This window comes from Kitasatospora sp. NBC_00070, from assembly GCF_045041205.1.
Taxonomy (GTDB): Bacteria; Actinomycetota; Actinomycetes; order Streptomycetales; family Streptomycetaceae; genus Kitasatospora.
In genome coordinates this window covers 5,347,675-5,362,911 of record NZ_CP108247.1, presented here as the reverse complement: position 1 = coordinate 5,362,911, position 15,237 = coordinate 5,347,675, and the positions used below count along the sequence as shown (strand labels likewise).

The 15,237-nt window shown below is 71.1% G+C and carries 20 protein-coding genes; 16 read left to right on the top strand and 4 right to left on the bottom strand.

Annotated features, from left to right (window positions below):
• Window positions 1–43 precede the first annotated feature (43 nt).
• Genes OHV05_RS24480 through OHV05_RS24435 form a run of 10 tightly spaced genes read left to right on the top strand, consistent with a single transcriptional unit; the run spans window position 44 to window position 9,167 of the window.
• Complete coding sequence (locus tag OHV05_RS24480) at window positions 44–337, top strand: hypothetical protein (protein ID WP_405019548.1); 294 nt, start codon at window positions 44–46, stop codon at window positions 335–337.
• Window positions 307–3,762 (top strand): phage tail tape measure protein, encoded by a 3,456-nt coding sequence (locus OHV05_RS24475; RefSeq protein ID WP_405019547.1) that lies wholly within the window; start codon window positions 307–309, stop codon window positions 3,760–3,762. The genes OHV05_RS24480 and OHV05_RS24475 overlap by 31 nt, the downstream gene beginning before the upstream one ends.
• 13 nt (window positions 3,763–3,775) lie before the next feature.
• Window positions 3,776–4,648: a phage distal tail protein gene (locus OHV05_RS24470; protein WP_405019546.1), complete on the top strand. Its 873-nt coding sequence runs from the start codon at window positions 3,776–3,778 to the stop codon at window positions 4,646–4,648.
• Window positions 4,649–4,660: 12 nt separating this feature from the next.
• Window positions 4,661–5,701 (top strand): hypothetical protein, encoded by a 1,041-nt coding sequence (locus OHV05_RS24465; RefSeq protein WP_405019545.1) that lies wholly within the window; start codon window positions 4,661–4,663, stop codon window positions 5,699–5,701.
• Entirely contained in the window at window positions 5,698–6,780 is a 1,083-nt protein-coding gene (locus tag OHV05_RS24460) for a hypothetical protein (protein WP_405019544.1), read from the top strand. The genes OHV05_RS24465 and OHV05_RS24460 overlap by 4 nt, the downstream gene beginning before the upstream one ends.
• Window positions 6,777–7,241, top strand: a complete 465-nt coding sequence (locus tag OHV05_RS24455) for a hypothetical protein (RefSeq protein WP_405019543.1) — start codon at window positions 6,777–6,779, stop codon at window positions 7,239–7,241. The genes OHV05_RS24460 and OHV05_RS24455 overlap by 4 nt, the downstream gene beginning before the upstream one ends.
• Window positions 7,242–7,293: 52 nt before the next feature.
• Window positions 7,294–8,082, top strand: a complete 789-nt coding sequence (locus OHV05_RS24450) for an N-acetylmuramoyl-L-alanine amidase (protein ID WP_405019542.1) — start codon at window positions 7,294–7,296, stop codon at window positions 8,080–8,082.
• A gap of 2 nt (window positions 8,083–8,084) precedes the next feature.
• Window positions 8,085–8,360, top strand: coding sequence for a hypothetical protein (locus OHV05_RS24445; RefSeq protein WP_405019541.1), 276 nt, complete (start codon window positions 8,085–8,087; stop codon window positions 8,358–8,360).
• Between the two features lie 2 nt (window positions 8,361–8,362).
• Complete coding sequence (locus OHV05_RS24440; RefSeq protein WP_405019540.1) at window positions 8,363–8,803, top strand: hypothetical protein; 441 nt, start codon at window positions 8,363–8,365, stop codon at window positions 8,801–8,803.
• Entirely contained in the window at window positions 8,793–9,167 is a 375-nt protein-coding gene (locus tag OHV05_RS24435) for a hypothetical protein (RefSeq protein ID WP_405019539.1), read from the top strand. The genes OHV05_RS24440 and OHV05_RS24435 overlap by 11 nt, the downstream gene beginning before the upstream one ends.
• A 62-nt stretch (window positions 9,168–9,229) precedes the next feature.
• On the opposite strand, the gene OHV05_RS24430 is transcribed toward OHV05_RS24435, so the two are convergent.
• Entirely contained in the window at window positions 9,230–9,487 is a 258-nt protein-coding gene (locus tag OHV05_RS24430) for a hypothetical protein (protein ID WP_405019538.1), read from the bottom strand.
• 82 nt (window positions 9,488–9,569) lie between these two features.
• Window positions 9,570–10,604 carry a multiprotein-bridging factor 1 family protein gene (locus OHV05_RS24425; protein ID WP_405019537.1) on the bottom strand — a complete coding sequence of 345 codons (1,035 nt, stop codon included), beginning with the start codon at window positions 10,602–10,604 and terminating at the stop codon, window positions 9,570–9,572.
• 34 nt (window positions 10,605–10,638) lie between these two features.
• Here OHV05_RS24425 and OHV05_RS24420 point away from each other — a divergent pair, with 34 nt between their 5' ends.
• Together OHV05_RS24420 and OHV05_RS24415 are read left to right on the top strand one after the other, a co-directional pair.
• Window positions 10,639–10,845: a hypothetical protein gene (locus OHV05_RS24420; protein ID WP_405019536.1), complete on the top strand. Its 207-nt coding sequence runs from the start codon at window positions 10,639–10,641 to the stop codon at window positions 10,843–10,845.
• A complete protein-coding gene (locus tag OHV05_RS24415) occupies window positions 10,842–11,057 on the top strand; it encodes a hypothetical protein (protein WP_405019535.1) in 216 nt (71 codons plus the stop codon). Before OHV05_RS24420 ends, OHV05_RS24415 begins: the two co-directional genes overlap by 4 nt.
• A 109-nt stretch (window positions 11,058–11,166) precedes the next feature.
• Here OHV05_RS24415 and OHV05_RS24410 read toward each other — a convergent pair whose 3' ends face one another.
• On the bottom strand, window positions 11,167–11,385 hold the full coding sequence (locus tag OHV05_RS24410; RefSeq protein ID WP_405019534.1) for a helix-turn-helix domain-containing protein: 219 nt from the start codon (window positions 11,383–11,385) through the stop codon (window positions 11,167–11,169).
• 241 nt (window positions 11,386–11,626) lie between these two features.
• Between OHV05_RS24410 and OHV05_RS24405 the strand changes: the two genes are divergently transcribed.
• Both OHV05_RS24405 and OHV05_RS24400 read left to right on the top strand, forming a co-directional pair.
• Entirely contained in the window at window positions 11,627–11,788 is a 162-nt protein-coding gene (locus OHV05_RS24405; protein WP_405019533.1) for a hypothetical protein, read from the top strand.
• 30 nt (window positions 11,789–11,818) lie between these two features.
• Complete coding sequence (locus OHV05_RS24400) at window positions 11,819–12,025, top strand: hypothetical protein (RefSeq protein ID WP_405019532.1); 207 nt, start codon at window positions 11,819–11,821, stop codon at window positions 12,023–12,025.
• A 19-nt stretch (window positions 12,026–12,044) separates the two neighbouring features.
• On the opposite strand, the gene OHV05_RS24395 is transcribed toward OHV05_RS24400, so the two are convergent.
• Window positions 12,045–12,620, bottom strand: coding sequence for a nucleosidase (locus OHV05_RS24395; protein ID WP_405019531.1), 576 nt, complete (start codon window positions 12,618–12,620; stop codon window positions 12,045–12,047).
• Between the two features lie 309 nt (window positions 12,621–12,929).
• Between OHV05_RS24395 and OHV05_RS24390 the strand changes: the two genes are divergently transcribed.
• A complete protein-coding gene (locus tag OHV05_RS24390) occupies window positions 12,930–14,255 on the top strand; it encodes a hypothetical protein (protein WP_405019530.1) in 1,326 nt (441 codons plus the stop codon).
• Between the two features lie 21 nt (window positions 14,256–14,276).
• A complete protein-coding gene (locus OHV05_RS24385; RefSeq protein WP_405019529.1) occupies window positions 14,277–15,203 on the top strand; it encodes a glutamate ABC transporter substrate-binding protein in 927 nt (308 codons plus the stop codon).
• Window positions 15,204–15,237: the final 34 nt, after the last annotated feature.

Genomic DNA, 15,237 nt, shown 5'->3' with positions numbered 1-15,237 from the left:
GCGCGCCTGGGGCGTTCCGCACTCCATCTTCATGGGCCGGCCGATGCCGCGCCCGGGCGAGGTGCTGTGGACGCCCGAGGACCGGGCGTGGGCCCTGGCTCTCGCTGCGGTCGAGGCGGAGTCCTGCTCAGGGTGCGGCCAGCCGCTCGCCCAGACCCTCGACCCGGAGCTCGAGGAGATGTGGCGGGCCGAGATCGTCAAGTGTCACGGGTGCGCGACGGCCGCCCGGCAGGTGGACGGCTGGCAGCACGGCGGCGGTGACGCCCGAGGCGCACAAGTGCGCGTGATCCGGAGGGAGAACCTGCCGTGGCAGACCGCGTCGTCAACGTCCAGCTGAACCTCGGTACCGCCGGGTACCGCCGGGGAGCCCAGCAGGCCGAGCAGGACAACCGGCGGGTCGCGGCGTCCGCACAGAGCGCCGCCACCACCGCGCAGGAGGCGTTCAACCGCAGCTCAGCGGCGCAGATCGCCGCAGCGAACGCTGCCCAGCGGGCCCAGCAGGCCGCGTTCGCGCGCATCGCACAGGAGGCCACGGCCACCGCGCGGGTCACCACCGAGGCGGCCAGCCGGTCGACCGGTGCGACCACTCGTCTGACGGCGTCTCTCACCGAGGTTCCGGCCGCATTCCGGGCCTCCGGCGCGGCTGGCGTCGGAGCGTTCGGCGAGATCAGCACAGCGGCGGTCCGCACCTCGGTGGCGATCGGGCAGACCACCACCGCCATCACGACCGCGACCACCTCAGCGGCCACCGGCGCGAGCCGCCTGTCCCTCGCGAACCGCCTGGCGATCGCCGAGACGATGACGGCCACTCAGGCCGCTGCTGCGGCTGCGGCTGCGGCGGCCGCAGCGTCGGCTGAGGCAGCGGCTGTCACCACCACCGCCTGGTCGCGTGCCCAGGCCGCAGTCATCGGGTTCGGTGCCACCACCCGGGCGCAGGCGGCGGCAGCCTCGGCTGCGATGGTCGCCTCCGCCTCCAGCTCGGCCGCCGCCTGGAAGGCCACCCGCATGGCCGGGGTTGCCCTGCTCGCTGTGTTCGCCGCCGCTGTGCTGGCGGCGGCCCGGTTCGAGCAGGCCATGTCAGTGGTCGGCGCGGCATCCGGTGCCACCGGCGACCAGCTCGACCAGCTCCGCACCTCCGCGCTCGAGGCGGGCAAGGCCACCGTATTCTCCGCCCGAGAGGCTGCGACTGCCGAGGCCGAGCTCGCGCGCGCGGGCATCTCGGTGGCGGACATCACCGGCGGCGCCCTGCGCGCCTCGCTGGACCTGGCCTCGGCGGGTCAGCTCGGCCTCGCCGAGTCGGCCGTGCTGACCGCCCAGGCGATGAACGCGTTCGGGCTCAAGGGCAAGGACACAGCGAGGATCGCCGACGTCATCGCGGCCGCGGCGGGCAAAAGTGCAACGAACGTCCACGACATGGGATTTGCGTTCAGGATGAGCGCGCTGGTGGCCCAGCAGACCGGCCTGTCCCTGGAGGACACCGCCGCCGTCCTGGCGCTGTTCGCGCAGAACGCCCTAGTGGGTTCAGACGCGGGTACCTCCCTCAAGACCATGCTCCAGCGGCTGACTCCGCAATCGGACGAGGCCCTGGGTGTCATGCAGAAGCTGGGGTTCTCGGCCTACGACTCGGCCGGCCAGTTTGTCGGCCTGAACGAGCTCGCCAAGCGCCTGTCGGTCTCCTTCGGGAACCTCACCCCAGAGGCACGGAACGCCGCGTTCGGCGTGATCTTCGGATCGGATGCCGTCCGAGCCGCCACCATCCTCTACCGCAACGGCGAGGCGGGCGTCCGCCAGTGGACCGCCGCCGTCACCGACCAGGGCTTCGCGTCCCGGGTCGCCCAGCAGCAGACCGACAACCTCATCGGCGACCTGGAACGTCTGCGCGGCTCGCTGGAGACCGCGCTGATCGAAGGCGGCAGCAAGGCTACCGCCGGGCTCCGGGAGGTCGCCCAGTGGATCACCCACCTGATCGACGCCTACAACAACCTGTCCCCGGAGCTGCAGTCCTCTATCACCCTGACCATGGGCCTGGTCGGCGCGCTCGCCCTCGCGGCCGGCGCCTTCGTCCTCATCCTGCCCCGGGTCGTGGCCTTCCGGGCGGCCGTGACCGAACTGGCCGTCACCATGCCCCGGCTGGCCGCAGCCGCATCCGCAACGACCGGATTCATGTTCGGTCCATGGGGGATCGCGCTGGCCGCCGGGATCACCGCCCTCACTCTGTTCGCGGGCGCGGCCGACGACGCCAAGGACGACGTGAAGGACCTCACGAGTGCGGTCCAGGCTGACAGTGGCGCGGTCGGGGAGAACACCAAGAAGTGGCTGGCGCACAAGTTGGAGGCCGATGGCGTCCTCAAGGCTGCCGCCAAGGTCGGTGTGTCCACCGCTGACCTGACCGAGGCGATCCTCGGCAGCGGGGAGGCACTCGACCGTGTCCGGGGACAGATGGCCCCGTACAAGGACCAGTTGAATGACCTCTCGGACGTGCAGTTCGACGTCCGCGAAGGGACTCACACGTGGACAGGCGGTGTGAAGGCCGTCGAGGACGCACTCGGCAGCCTCACCCCGAAGGTGTCCGCAGCCGCGGGCGCTGCCAAGCGCGAGGCGGACGCGGCCGGGGCGGCCGCCACCGGTACCGCCAAGCTCGGCACGGAGGCCCAGAAGACTACCGCCGACCTTGAGGAGCAGAAGAGTGCGGTGGAGAAGCTCACCGACGCGCTCGACGTCCTCAATGGCCGCAACATTGGTGCGGCCAAGGCGGCGATCTCCTTCCAGGGGTCACTGGCGGACCTGACCGACAAGGTCAAGGAGAGCGGCACGGGCCTGGACATCACGACTGCCAAGGGCCGGGAGGTGAAAGACGCTTACCTCGGGGCCGCCGCAGCGGCGCTGGCCCACGCCGAGGCCGTCTCCAAACAACAGGACTCGGTCGAGGCCGGCCAGGCGGTGCTGGCCCGCGACATCGAGATGCTCAAGGCGACGATGCGGGCGGCCGGGTTCACCGAGCTTCAGATCGAGTCGTTGACCAAGGCATACACCCAGCTGCCGCCTGCCGTGCAGACGAAGGTGAGCGACCCGGGCGCGCTGCAGGTCATCGCCGACCTGGAGCGCGTGCGGCAGAAGGTCGAGGGCGTCCCACCCGGCAAGAGCATCACGATGAAGGCGGTCACGGCCGAGGCCGAGCAGGGCCTGGTCGCGCTCGGCTACAAGGTCGAGCACATGAAGGACGGCACGGTGAAGGTCACCGTGCCGGTCAGCGATGCCTTCAACAGCACGACCGCGATCCAGGGTTACATCGACCAGATCAAGGGCCGGTCCGTCTCGATCCGGGTGAACACCGACTACTCCACCACCGGCGTCGGGCCCTACGGCGGCAAGCCCCTGCCCATGCCGCAGGCCGCAGGGTCGGTCATCACCATGGCCTCCGGCGGGGTCACCGCCGCAGCATCCGGGCTCACCACCCGGCAGGCCATGGTCGCCAACCGGCCGATCCTGTGGGCGGAAGCCGGGCCCGAGGCGTACATCCCGCTGTCCGCATCCAGGCGGGCCAGGTCCACTGCCCTCCTGGGCGAGGTGGCCGGGCGGTTCGGGTATCAGCTCACCCCGGTGAGCCGGGACCTGATGCCGGTACGTCAGTCGGCCGGCCCGGTAGCCCCGGCGCCAGCTCCCGCCGGTGGCCGGACGACCACCATCACCCTGTACGGCGCCGCCCAGAACTCACAGGAGCAACTGGCCGACCTGGCCAGGCGCCTGGAGTTCGTGACCTGAGAGAGGGCGGCCCATGGCCGGATACACGCCGGGCCAGGTCCTGGCAGGCAAGCAGGTGGCGGTCGGCGGAGTCACCCTCGGGGCGGTGGACTCCGCCGGCGTCGCCTGGACCATCGACACCGACGGCCTCAAGGGCTGGGACGGGCCCCCGGTACGGACCCAATACTCGGACCGGGAGGCCGACCACGGGTCCTACGCCGGGCCGACCTACCTGGCCGCCCGGGTCATCAGCATCTCGGGGAAGATCATCGCTGACACGCAGGCGACGCTCGACACCGCGATGGACCAGCTCGCCGCAGCGCCCGGCCTGACCGACACCCTGCTGGTCGTGAGCGAGACGACCCCGCGCCAGGCGATGGTTCGCCGCTCCGGGGAGGTGCTGCTGCGGCAGGAGACCGACCGGATCGCCGCCTACAGCCTGATGGTCACCGCCACCGACCCCCGCCGGTACAGCACCACCCTGCAGTCCCGCTCCACCGGCCTGCCAGCCAGCACCGGCGGCATCACCCTGCCGATCACCCTGCCGCTGACGATCACGGCTGGCGCCACATCCGGGCAGATCATCCTCGCCAACAGCGGCACCATCGCTGCCCGGCCCACGATCACGATCGGCGGGCCGGTGACCACGCCGGCGGTGACGTTCCAGTACCCGGACGGCACGGTGAAGCAGCTCGCCTACTCCGACACCCTCGGGGCCGGCGACGTCCTGGTGATCGACACGGACGCGCACACCGCCACCCTCAACGGCCAGGTGTCCAGGCGCCGTTACCTGTCCGGCACCTGGCCGGAGATCCCACCCGGATCGAGCGTCACCATTCAGTGGACCGCCGCCTCGTCCGACCCCGCCGCCCTGCTGACCGGCACCTGCCGCTCGGCCTGGATCTGAGGAGCCGTCACCATGGTTGCCACCGACCCGCTCTGGCTCCCCAGCACGACCTACGACGAGGCCGAGTTCCGAGCCTTCGACCTCGAGCTGCTGATGGCGGACGGTACCGCCCGCGGCGCCCGGCCCGGAGTCCGCCCTGGCGACCCGGGGCTCGCGGTCTCCCTGGCCGGCACCACCGTCAACGTCTCCGGTGGCGTCGCGGCGCTGTGCCGGTCCGGGCAGGGCGTCTACCGGGCCCAACTGGCCGCCACCAGTCCCGGCACGCTCACCGCCGCGCACGCCACCCTCGGCCGGATCGACCTGGTGTACCTGCGGGTGTGGGACACCGCCGTGGACGCCTCCGGCTTCCGCAAGGCCGACACCGTCTACCTCGCCGGTACCCCGTCCGGCAGCCCGGCGGCCCCCACCCCGGGCGGCACCGAGATCTACATCCCGCTCGCGACCATCACCGTGCCCAGCAGCGCCGGCGGCGGCACCGGCGCCGCGACCGTCTCCAGCGTCGCCCGGCAGGTCACCGTCGCACCGGGCGGGATCCTGCCCGTCAGCTCCACCGCCGACCTGGCCATCAGCGGCGTCTACGTCGGGCAGTGCCGCTACAACACCGTCCGCGGCTGCCCCGAGTACTGGTCCGGTTCGGCTTGGGTGGCGCAGGGCGACTATCAGGCATACACCCCGACGTGGACGACCAGCGGCTCCGCTCCCACCGTTGGAAACGCCACCTTCGCCGCACGGTGGACCCGCGTCGGCAAGCAGGTCACCTATGCCGGGAACTTCACCGTGGGATCCACCACCAGCGTCGGCACGGGCCTGTGGAGGTTCTCGCTGCCCGTCGCGTCCGCCGCGGCGATCTACGTTCGCGGTGCCGGCTCCTACGTCAACCCCGGCGACAACGAGTACCTGGGAGCGTCGACCGTCGACCCTTCCGGCACCACCTTGTCCGTGCAGGTCAAGACCCAGACCACGTACTTCTCCGGGACGGTCGCCAACAACGTTCCCGTCGCACCGAGCACCGGGGTCATCGTCACCTGGAATCTCACCTACGAGGGCGTATGAGCGCGGTCGAACTCGCCTGGTACGGGGTCGACCTGCGCACCGGCGGCATCGCGGAGGAACTGCGGGCGCTCAGCCCCGACCAACCCCTGTCCCGCAAGCTCGGCACCTCGACATCCTCATCCATGTCGCTGGCGCTCGCGGGCGCCCCTCGCGACTGGGAGGCCGCGACCGACCAGGGCCGCACCGCCCTGGTCGCCGTCGACACCACCACCGGCCTGCCCGTCTGGTCCGGATACACCCTCATCCGCGAAGGCGGGGCGGGGCCGACCGCCCGGCTCACCGCCGTCACGCCCGAGGCGTATCTCGAACGGCGCTACCCTGGCGACTACTCGGCCACCGCCACCGACCAGTCCACCGTGATGGCCGGCCTGGCCACGGCCCTCCTGGCCTCGGGCCCGCCCATCACCCTGGACGTCACCGCGTCAGGCACGAGCATCGACTACTCGATGCTGGACAGCGAGGACCGCACCGTCCTGTCCGGACTGCAGGAGAACATGGGGATGTCCGGCGGCCCGGAGTTCACCATCGACACCGTGTGGGGCGACGCCGCGCAGACCAAGTTCGCCTGGGTCCTGCGGATCCGGCCCACCATCGGCATCCAGGACTCCTCGCCCGAGGCCGTGTTCGACATGCCGGGCTGCATCGCCGACTACACGCTCACCGAGTCCTACGAGCGGGGCCGCGGCGCCACCAGCACCATCGCCCGCGGCGAGCAGTCCGACGGGGTCCGCGCCACCAGCACCGTCCACACCGCTGACGCCCTCATCGCCGCGGGCATGTGCCTGTGGGAGCACCGCGAGACCCCGGCCGCCGGCATCACCGACACCACCCAGCTCGACCGGCACGCCGCCGAGGCCCTCGCCCTCATGCAGTCCGGATCCCGCGCCTGGGCCCTGCAGGCCGTCGCCTCCCGGGCTCCGCGCCTGGGCTCGGCGTGGGCCCTCGGTGACAGCGTCCGCGTCCAGATCGACAGTTCACCCCGGCACCCGGCGGGGGCCAGCGCGGTCGCCCGGGCCTACGCCTGGAGCCTCGACCCGAAGGCGGACCGGGTCTCGCCGATCCTGCTGGAGGACGAGTGAACCGCCTCGACCAACTGCCCCGTGAGCCCTCCAGCCAAGCGGTGGCCATCGCCGCCCTGCAGCGGCAGATCACCGAACTGCGCGGCCAGCAGCTCGACCTGTCCGCAGCGGATGCCCTCATGCCGCCACTGGACCTGGAGCCGACCCGCTGGCCGCAGACCACCCAGACGACGTACACGGCCATCGCCCGCTGCTACAACGTGCGCTGGCGCCAGCAGTTGCGGCTCATCCTCGCGACCGCGGTCTCCGGCGGCGGGGTCGGAACGGTCCGCGTCCTGATCAACGGCACCCAGTGGGGCCCGACCACCACGGCCGGGAATCAGCTCGACTACACCGGGCCGCTGCCGACCACGCCGCCCATTCCGATCGGCAGCCAGTACCAGCTCACGATCGAGGCGGTCCGCACCTCCGGCGCCGGGACCGTCCACGCCCAGGCCCAGATGATCCGCCACCTGGCCTGACCCACCCTCAGCCCCCGCACTGCCGGGGGCTTCCTCATGTCCTGGAGGACTGATGGCCCGCATGCCGGGGACGACCTGGATCGGTCCCACCCCCAACCGCACCGTCGGCGGTCAGGCCGCCCGCCGCGGCCTGGCGCTTCACATCCAAGACGGCAGCGAAGCTGGGTCGGAGGCGTGGTTCAAGAACCCCGAGGCGCAGGCCAGCAGCCACTTCCTGAACCCCAAGGTAGGCGGGCTGCGGCAGATGGTCGACACCGACGACAAGGCGTGGGCGCAGGCCGCTGGCAACCCGTACTGGATCAGCGTCGAGAACGAGGGCCGAGGCGGGGACGCTCTGACCGCGTCTCAGATCGAGAACTGCGCACGCCTGCTGGCGTGGCTGCACACCACTTACGACGTGGCGCTGCAGCTCACCGATGACCCGAATGGTCGGGGCCTGGGCTGGCACGGCATGGGCGGCGCCGCGTGGGGTGGCCACCCGGACTGCCCCGGCAAGGCGGTCCTCGCCCAGCGCGGCCAGATTCTCGCCCGCGCCCAACAGCTCACCAACCCACCGCAGGAGGATGACGTGGCCATCACCACCGATGAGATCAACCGGATCGCCTGGGCGGTGGTCAAGGCAGGCACTCCGGACCTGCCGCAGGAGATCGCTCGAGCGGTCGTCGAGCGGCCCGAGATGGTCCGCCTCACCGCGACCGTCGCCGCGCAGTCCGCGACGATCACCACCCTCGCCACCCAGCTCGGCCAGCAGCACGACATCAACGTCGACGAGCTGATCGCCCGGATCGAGGCCGCCATCAGCAACATCGACGTCCACCTCACCACCGGCAAGGAGTCCTGACCATGACCTACCCCTCTCTCCCGCCGCTGCCGTCCGCCGAGACCGTGGTCAAGACCGCCCAGACCTACGCCCGCGACCTGGCCGAACGCGTGATCTTCACGTTTCTGGCGGCCGAGGCGGCGATCGTCACCGCCGCGGGCCCGGCCGACATGCTGCACGTGTCGTTCTGGCAGGCCATGGGCACCGGCGGCCTCGCCGCTGCCGCCACCCTGCTCAAGGGCATCGCGGCCCGGGCGTTCGGTGAGAAGAACAGCGCGAGCGCCATCCCGGGAGTCTGACCGTGGCCGCGCCGGCCGCCTGGCGCCGCCGGCTCGGCTGGCGCGGCACCGCACTACTCTCGTACGGCACCCTGTGGATCATCTACGGCATCGGTCTGATGACGACCCCGCGTGCCGGCCTGATCCGGGCGGCGTCCGTCATCACGAGCCTGATGGGCCTGCACTGCTGGGGCGTCGCCTGGATCGTCTGCGGGCTGGTCGCCTGTGTCGCGGCGACCCGGCGGTCCGGCCGGGACACGTGGGGGTTCGCCGCGGCCGCTGCCCCGCCCACGATCTGGGGCCTGGCCTACCTGGCGGCCGGCGCCACCGGCGAGTACCGGCAGGCGTGGGCGTCCGTGCCGCTGCTGGCCGCGCCACTCGGGGGACTGCTGATCATCGCCGCTGTCACGGGGAGGAGACGTCGGATCTGTACGTGCGAAGGGAGGCGGCGCGATGGGCAGTGAGAACACGATATGGGCTGTCATCGTGACCCTGATCGGCGCCGTCACGTCGGTGCTGGTGGCCCGGATCTCCCGCTTGCCACCGGGCGTGGAGCGCCCCGTGCCCGAGGAGGCGGGCCCGGCCCGCCCACGCAAGGAGGACCTGACGACCATCGCGGGCTTGGCCTCCGAGGTGCTCCGTCTCGGCGCGGCCGTCGCCGACCTGACGAAGGAACAGGAAGCCCAGCGCGAGCGGTCCCGTCTGCAGGACCTGACCATCCGGGCCCTGCGCCGCTACATCCTCGTCCTGGAGACCGCGCTGCGACGGCTCGGCGCCGACGTGCCCGAGCCGGACCCCGCCGACGTACCCCTCATTCGCGTGCCCTGAATCACCACCGCCCCGCCCTCCGACGTGGAGGGCGGGGCGGGTTCGTGCGTCCGGGGCGACAGCTACTTCGGAAGCGTGACGAAAACGACCTTGCGGGCGGCCACGGCCTTATCGCCCGCCTTGTAGCCAGGCGGGAACACCGCGCAGATGACCTCCATGGCACCCTCCGCCCCTGCCTGCTGGAGCGCCGCCGTGATCTTCTCGGTCTGGTCTCGCTGGAACAGGTCGAGTGCTTCGTCGGCCGTGTCGGCCTCCGCCTCAGTGGTGAGGAACGGGACTCCGTTGGAGGCGGGGAACGCGGCCATCAGCTTCCAGATCATGGCCAGCATCTTAGAGTGACGCTCCGACAACTCTCCGCCCCGCCCTCGCATGTGGAGGGCGGGGCGATTCGTGCGTCCGGGCTCAGGCGCCGTACTCCCACACCTTGACGCCCTTGGATCGCCACGGCTCCGGGATCTCCTCCGCATCGGCAAGCCGCTGCATCCACGCCAGTTGCTCAGCGAAGTAGGCGTGGTACTCGGATCCGCTGTCGAACGTCATGATGGGCCCGTCGGTGCCGCGCTTGCCGTGGCCGTAGAGCATCACGCGGATCGAGTCGTCAACGCGCTCCATGGCGAAGCTGCACGGGAAGTCGTACAGATAGATCTTGAGGTCGCCACCGTCCCGGGCCACCGCCTCGGCGAGCGGACGGAGCACCTCGCGTTCGTACCGAGCCGGGTCCTCCATCGCGGCCTCGGCCGGCTCCAGCCGGTACCGGTCCCGGCGCGACGCGCAGTGCGGATCCATGATGAAGACCCGGACCGGCACCTCCCGCGACTTCGCGGTGAACAGCGGCAGCATCTCGTCGGACCCGTAGAAGTTACGGGTCAGGCCGAACATCGTGATCTGCTCACGGGCGCCCCGTATCCGCGAGATCAAGTCCGCCTTGGATTCGATGTTGGTGCGCGGGAAGAGGTCCACGAGACCCGCCTGCTCCAGGTGTCCCAGCATGGCCCCACTGTAGTCACGCCCGTAGCCCAGCCGGTCGGGCCTGGTCTCGTACACGCGGCACAGGTAGTCGATGCGTTCGTCGGAGGGGCGGCGCTGGCCATGCTCCCACCTGCAGATCTCCGTGTCCGACAGCCCCGGCCAGCGCAGACCGTCGTCGGCGTAGGCCAGATCAATTCGTGTCGAGAGCTCTGCGCGGTCCCAACCTCGGGCCCACCGGTGGGCCTCCAGCGGGTGAACCTCGGGCAGAGTCACGATGATCTGGTCGACCACTTCGGTGATCGTCAGGTCCTCGCGGATACCGCGGAGGCGGATCTCCTTGGCAGTGCGCTCAGAGTGTCGGCGAGTCGTTCGATCGACCCGGCGAGGCGTGCGGTCTGCGTCGGCAATTGACGTCGTCACGCCTTCATATTGACGCGTGGCGTCTATCGTTGTGACGGGTTCGCGCATATTGCAATCGCCCAAGCCACTCGATCATTGAGTCATGGCAGAGACAACCGACGGGCTGCAAGCCGTCTCACCCTGGGCGCATCTGACGAGCCGCCAGCTCAAGGGCAGCGCCTGCCGCGTCTGCGACACCACAGTCCCGCCCCTCCACCCGGACGAGACGATCGAAGTACGCGGCAACGGCGTTGTCCGTGACGTCGTCGTCACCGTGCTCTGCACCCCGCACCTGGGGTCGGCGCTGTGACCACCGATGACCGCTATCGGCCCGAGCAGCAGCTCGGCGGCATTAGCGAGAACGGCCGCGTCCTGCCGGGCCTGTGGGCGATCCGCGACACCCAGACTGGGGCTCTCGTCCAGACGGCCGGAGAGCTGGAACTCCACGCCACCGACGAGGGTGTCCATGCCTGGATCCGCCGCAATCGCTACCTGACGGAGGTCGACCGTGGCCGAGCCTGAGCTGACCTCCGGCCACTGCCACCGCTGCGGCGGCTACGGGCGGGGAGAGTACGCCGGCGCCATCAACGCCTGGGCCGACGCCATCACCAACCACCGCGGGTGCCCGGAGTCAATCGTCGCGGAAGAAGCGCCACAGGTCGAGTCGTAGGCCGTGTGCGGTCAGCCATAGGACGTCGAGATTCGTGCTGTGCACTCCGTTCTCCATGCGGCTGATCGTCCGGTGGTCCAGCCCGACACGCTCGGCCAGCTGCACCTGTGAGAGCCCAGCGGCGAGCCGCAGACGCCGGATCCGAGCGCCCACCTCCCGCCTGTTCCGTTGCAGCTCCACGACATGATCATCAGTTGGCACCCATCAACGCTTGCCCCTACTGACCTGCGGAGTCTTTGCCATGCTTGGCAAACTTGCACACAGATTTGTGGGATATTCGGCGCACTCGTCAGTCCCTACCGATACCTTCAGTCGCCCCACATGGCCTTCCGGCCTTCTGCAAGGTGAGATCAACTTGAACGACCACTCAACGGCCCCTCCCCCCTACCTGCCGTGCCCTGGCCAGCAGACCCGCTACAGCATGGCCGCTGACGATCTCGTCGCAGCCCGCAGGTTGGATCTCGGTTCCATCCCGCGGCCGCAGCTCATCATTCAGTTCGAGCGCCTGCTCGGGTCGCTCGACGACGCGCTGCAGTTGATCCGGGAGATGTCGCCGGAGGTTGCTGATGGGCAGGGCGAGTGATCATCTTCCCATCATGCTGCCAATCCAAATGTGTCGAACGAGACCACCGCCCGGATGGGCGGCAACCTCGGCTACGACGTGGTCTTCCCGATCGACGCCATGCACACCTTCGCGATGGCGGGCCCGGACGGTGAGCGCATCCCGGCCGAGCAGCTGGCCAAGGCCACCGGCGCGGTGCTGCACGCGATGCGGTTCGCCAAGGTGGTCGACACCGAGGCCGTGCTGAAGGCGGTCTGATCCGGCTCCCGACGGGCCGTCAGTGCCCCTGGTCGCGGAGCCAGCCGGCGAGGTGCTTGGCGCAGGAGTCGACCGACTCGCGCCAGGTGCGGTCCGCACCGGTGCCCGCCTCGTCGCTCACGTGCTTGATCAGCCGCAGCGGCACCTCGGCCCGGCGGGCCACCGTGGCGATCGCGTAGCCCTCCATGTCGACCAGGTCGGCCTGCCCGGCCAGCCGGTCCCGGGCCACCGGGTCGGAGACGAACAGGTCACCGGTGGCGAGCACCGGGCCGCCGGCCACGTCCAGCTCGATCGGGGCGCCGTACGTCCGGCCGGTGAGCGCGCGCAGCACCGGGGTGTCGAGGTCGTGCTGGAGCACCCGGCCGATCTCGTGGGTGCCCTCCCAGCCGGGGCGCAGCGCGCCCGCCGTGCCGAGATTGAGGATCTCGGCGGGCCGCTCGCCCCGCGCGAGCACGGTGGCCAGCGCCACCGAGGCGTTCACCTTCCCGACGCCGGTGAGCAGGACCGGGAGCGAGTCGCCCAGGTGGGCGGCCTCCTCCTCGACGGCGACCACGATCAGCGGGCGGTCGGGGGTGATGGTTCCGAGCAGACGCATGGGCTCCATCGTAGGGCGACGGTCCTCCTTCCCCCGGAGGGCCTGGCTCCGCCCCCACCCCGCCCTGGTCCCGGCCGACGGGAACCGCATAGGGTGCGTCCCGCGTCGCCCGTGACGGAGAACACCTCCGACGGCGACCGGCCGGGCTCCTGGGAGCCGCCGGAACCTCAAGATCGGCGCAACTCGAGTGTGGCGGTCGGACCCGACGGCCATACTGCTCGCAACGGACCGCACTCCGAACGCGGAGGGTCCAGGGGGAGGGTGGGGCAGGTGGCGACACCGGTGGTGACAGGCGGGCGTCCGCCGGCAGTGACGGCGACGGCACCGCCGACGGCGATACAGCAGCGGCTGCGCGAGCTGACCGGTACCGCACCGGCCCGGCTGCGGGCGGCCACGGTGGTGCTGACCGCGCTGGTGGTGCTGTTCGGCGCCCTGACGGCCTGGCAGGTGAGTGTCCGGGCGCGGGCCGCCGACCAGGTGGTGACGCACAGTCAGCCGCTCAGCCAGGACGCGGCCGAGATCTACCGCTCGCTGGCGGACGCGGACACCACCGCGGCCTCCGCGTTCCTGCTCGCCGGGGACGCCCCGGCGGCCCTGCGCCAGCGGTACGAGGGCGACCTGTCCACCGCGGCCCGGCTGCTCGCCCAGGCCGCCGCGCGGACCGACGCCAGCTCGGAGGCCCAGCGCTGGGTGGCCGAGCTGAACCAGCAACTCCCGCAGTACGCCGGCCTGGTGGAGACCGCCCGGGCCAACGACCGGCAGGGGCTGCCGCTCGGCGGCGCCTACCTGCGGTACGCCTCCAAGCAGATGCAGGGCGCCATGCTGCCCGCCGCGCAGAAGCTGGCGGACGCGGAGAACCGGCGGCTGGACCAGGACTACGCGGCCGCCGGAGCCTTCCCCTGGACGGCGTTCGTGCTGGGCCTGCTGACGCTCGGGATGCTCGGCTGGTGCCAGCTGCTGCTGCTGCGCCGGACCAACCGGGTGTTCAACATCGGGCTGCTGGGCGCCACGGCGGCGGTGCTGGCCGGGCTGCTCTGGCTGACCGTCGGCACCGTCACCGCCGGGATGGACCTCGACGACAGCCGGTCGCACGGCGCCGTACCGCTCCGGGTGCTCAACCAGGCCCGGATCCAGGCCCTGCAGTCCCGGGCGGCGGAGAACCTGGACCTGGTGGCCCGGGGCGGCTCGGACTCGTACGACAAGGACTGGGGGCGGTACAGCGCCGAGCTGGCCGGCGACCCGGTCGCGGACGGGAAGACCCGGACGGCCGGCGGCAGCCTGGAGGTGGCCCTGCTGGACGCGCCGAAGGACGCCCGGTCGGCGCTGGAGCAGGCCAGGAAGCTGTTCCCGGCCTGGGACGCCAAGCACCAGGCCGCCGAGCAGGGCGACGACTACGCGGCCGCCGTCAAGGCCGTGGTCGGCCCGGGCGGGACGGACACCAGCGAGGCCGTGTTCGCCGCGCTGGACGAGCAGTTGGGCAAGGCCGCGGCGGCCGAGCTGGCGGTCTTCGACCACTCGGCGAAGGGCGTGGCCGGCGGGCTGACCGGGCTGGCGGTGGGTGCCGCGGTACTGGCGCTGCTGGCGGCGGCAGGAGTGACGGTCGGCCTCGGCCGCCGTCTGGCGGAGTACCGGTAGCGGGCGATGGGGGAGCTGACTGTGCGTACGGTACGGACCAGGGCACTGGTCGTCGCTGCGGCGCTCGCCGCCGGTCTGGTGGGGGCCGGAACCTCCCACGGCACGCCGGGAGTCGCCGCCGCTCCGGCCGCGGCCCCGCAGGCGCCGGCCGCCGATCCCACCGGGGACTGCTCCGAGCAGACCCCGGCTGCCAGTCCGTCGCTGTCCGGGCGGAAGGTGCGGGAGATCCAGGCCAGGGGCAGCCTGATCGTCGGGGTGGACCAGAACAGCTACAACTGGGGCTTCCGGAACCCGCAGAGCGGCCAGCTGGAGGGCTTCGACATCGAGCTGTCCCGGGCAATCGCCAAGACCGTGCTGGGCGACCCGAACAAGATCACCTTCCGGACGGTGACCACGGCCAAGCGGATCGAGGCGATCCGCAACGGGACGGTCGACATGGTGGTCCGCACCATGACCATCAACTGCGACCGCCGCAAGGACATCGCGTTCTCCGCCCCGTACTTCTCCACCGGGCAGCGCCTGGTGGTGCCGAAGTCGGACAAGTCGGCCACGGTGGCCGAGGGGGTAAAGGGCAAGCGTGTCTGCGCGGCCCAGCAGTCCTCCTCCGAGGTCGAGTTCAAGAAGCCCGGGTACGGCACCAGCTCGGTCACCATCGTGGAGAACCAGCTCGACTGCCTGGTGCTGATGCAGCTCGGCAAGGTCGACGCGACCCTGACCGACTCCTCGCTGGCCGCGGCCCAGGCCGCCCAGGACCCGACCGTCCGGCTGGTCGATGAGAACATCATCCCGGCGAAGCTCGGGATCGGACTCAAGCAGGAGGACACCGACCTCACCGCGCTGGTGAACCAGATCCTGCTGGACTACCGGGCGAACGGCGGCTGGCAGGCCGCCTACACCCGCTGGTTGGCCCCCAGCATGGGCACCAACTCCGTGCCCTACCTGCCGTAGGACGGGCACCGTGAGATCGCGCACCGAGATACCG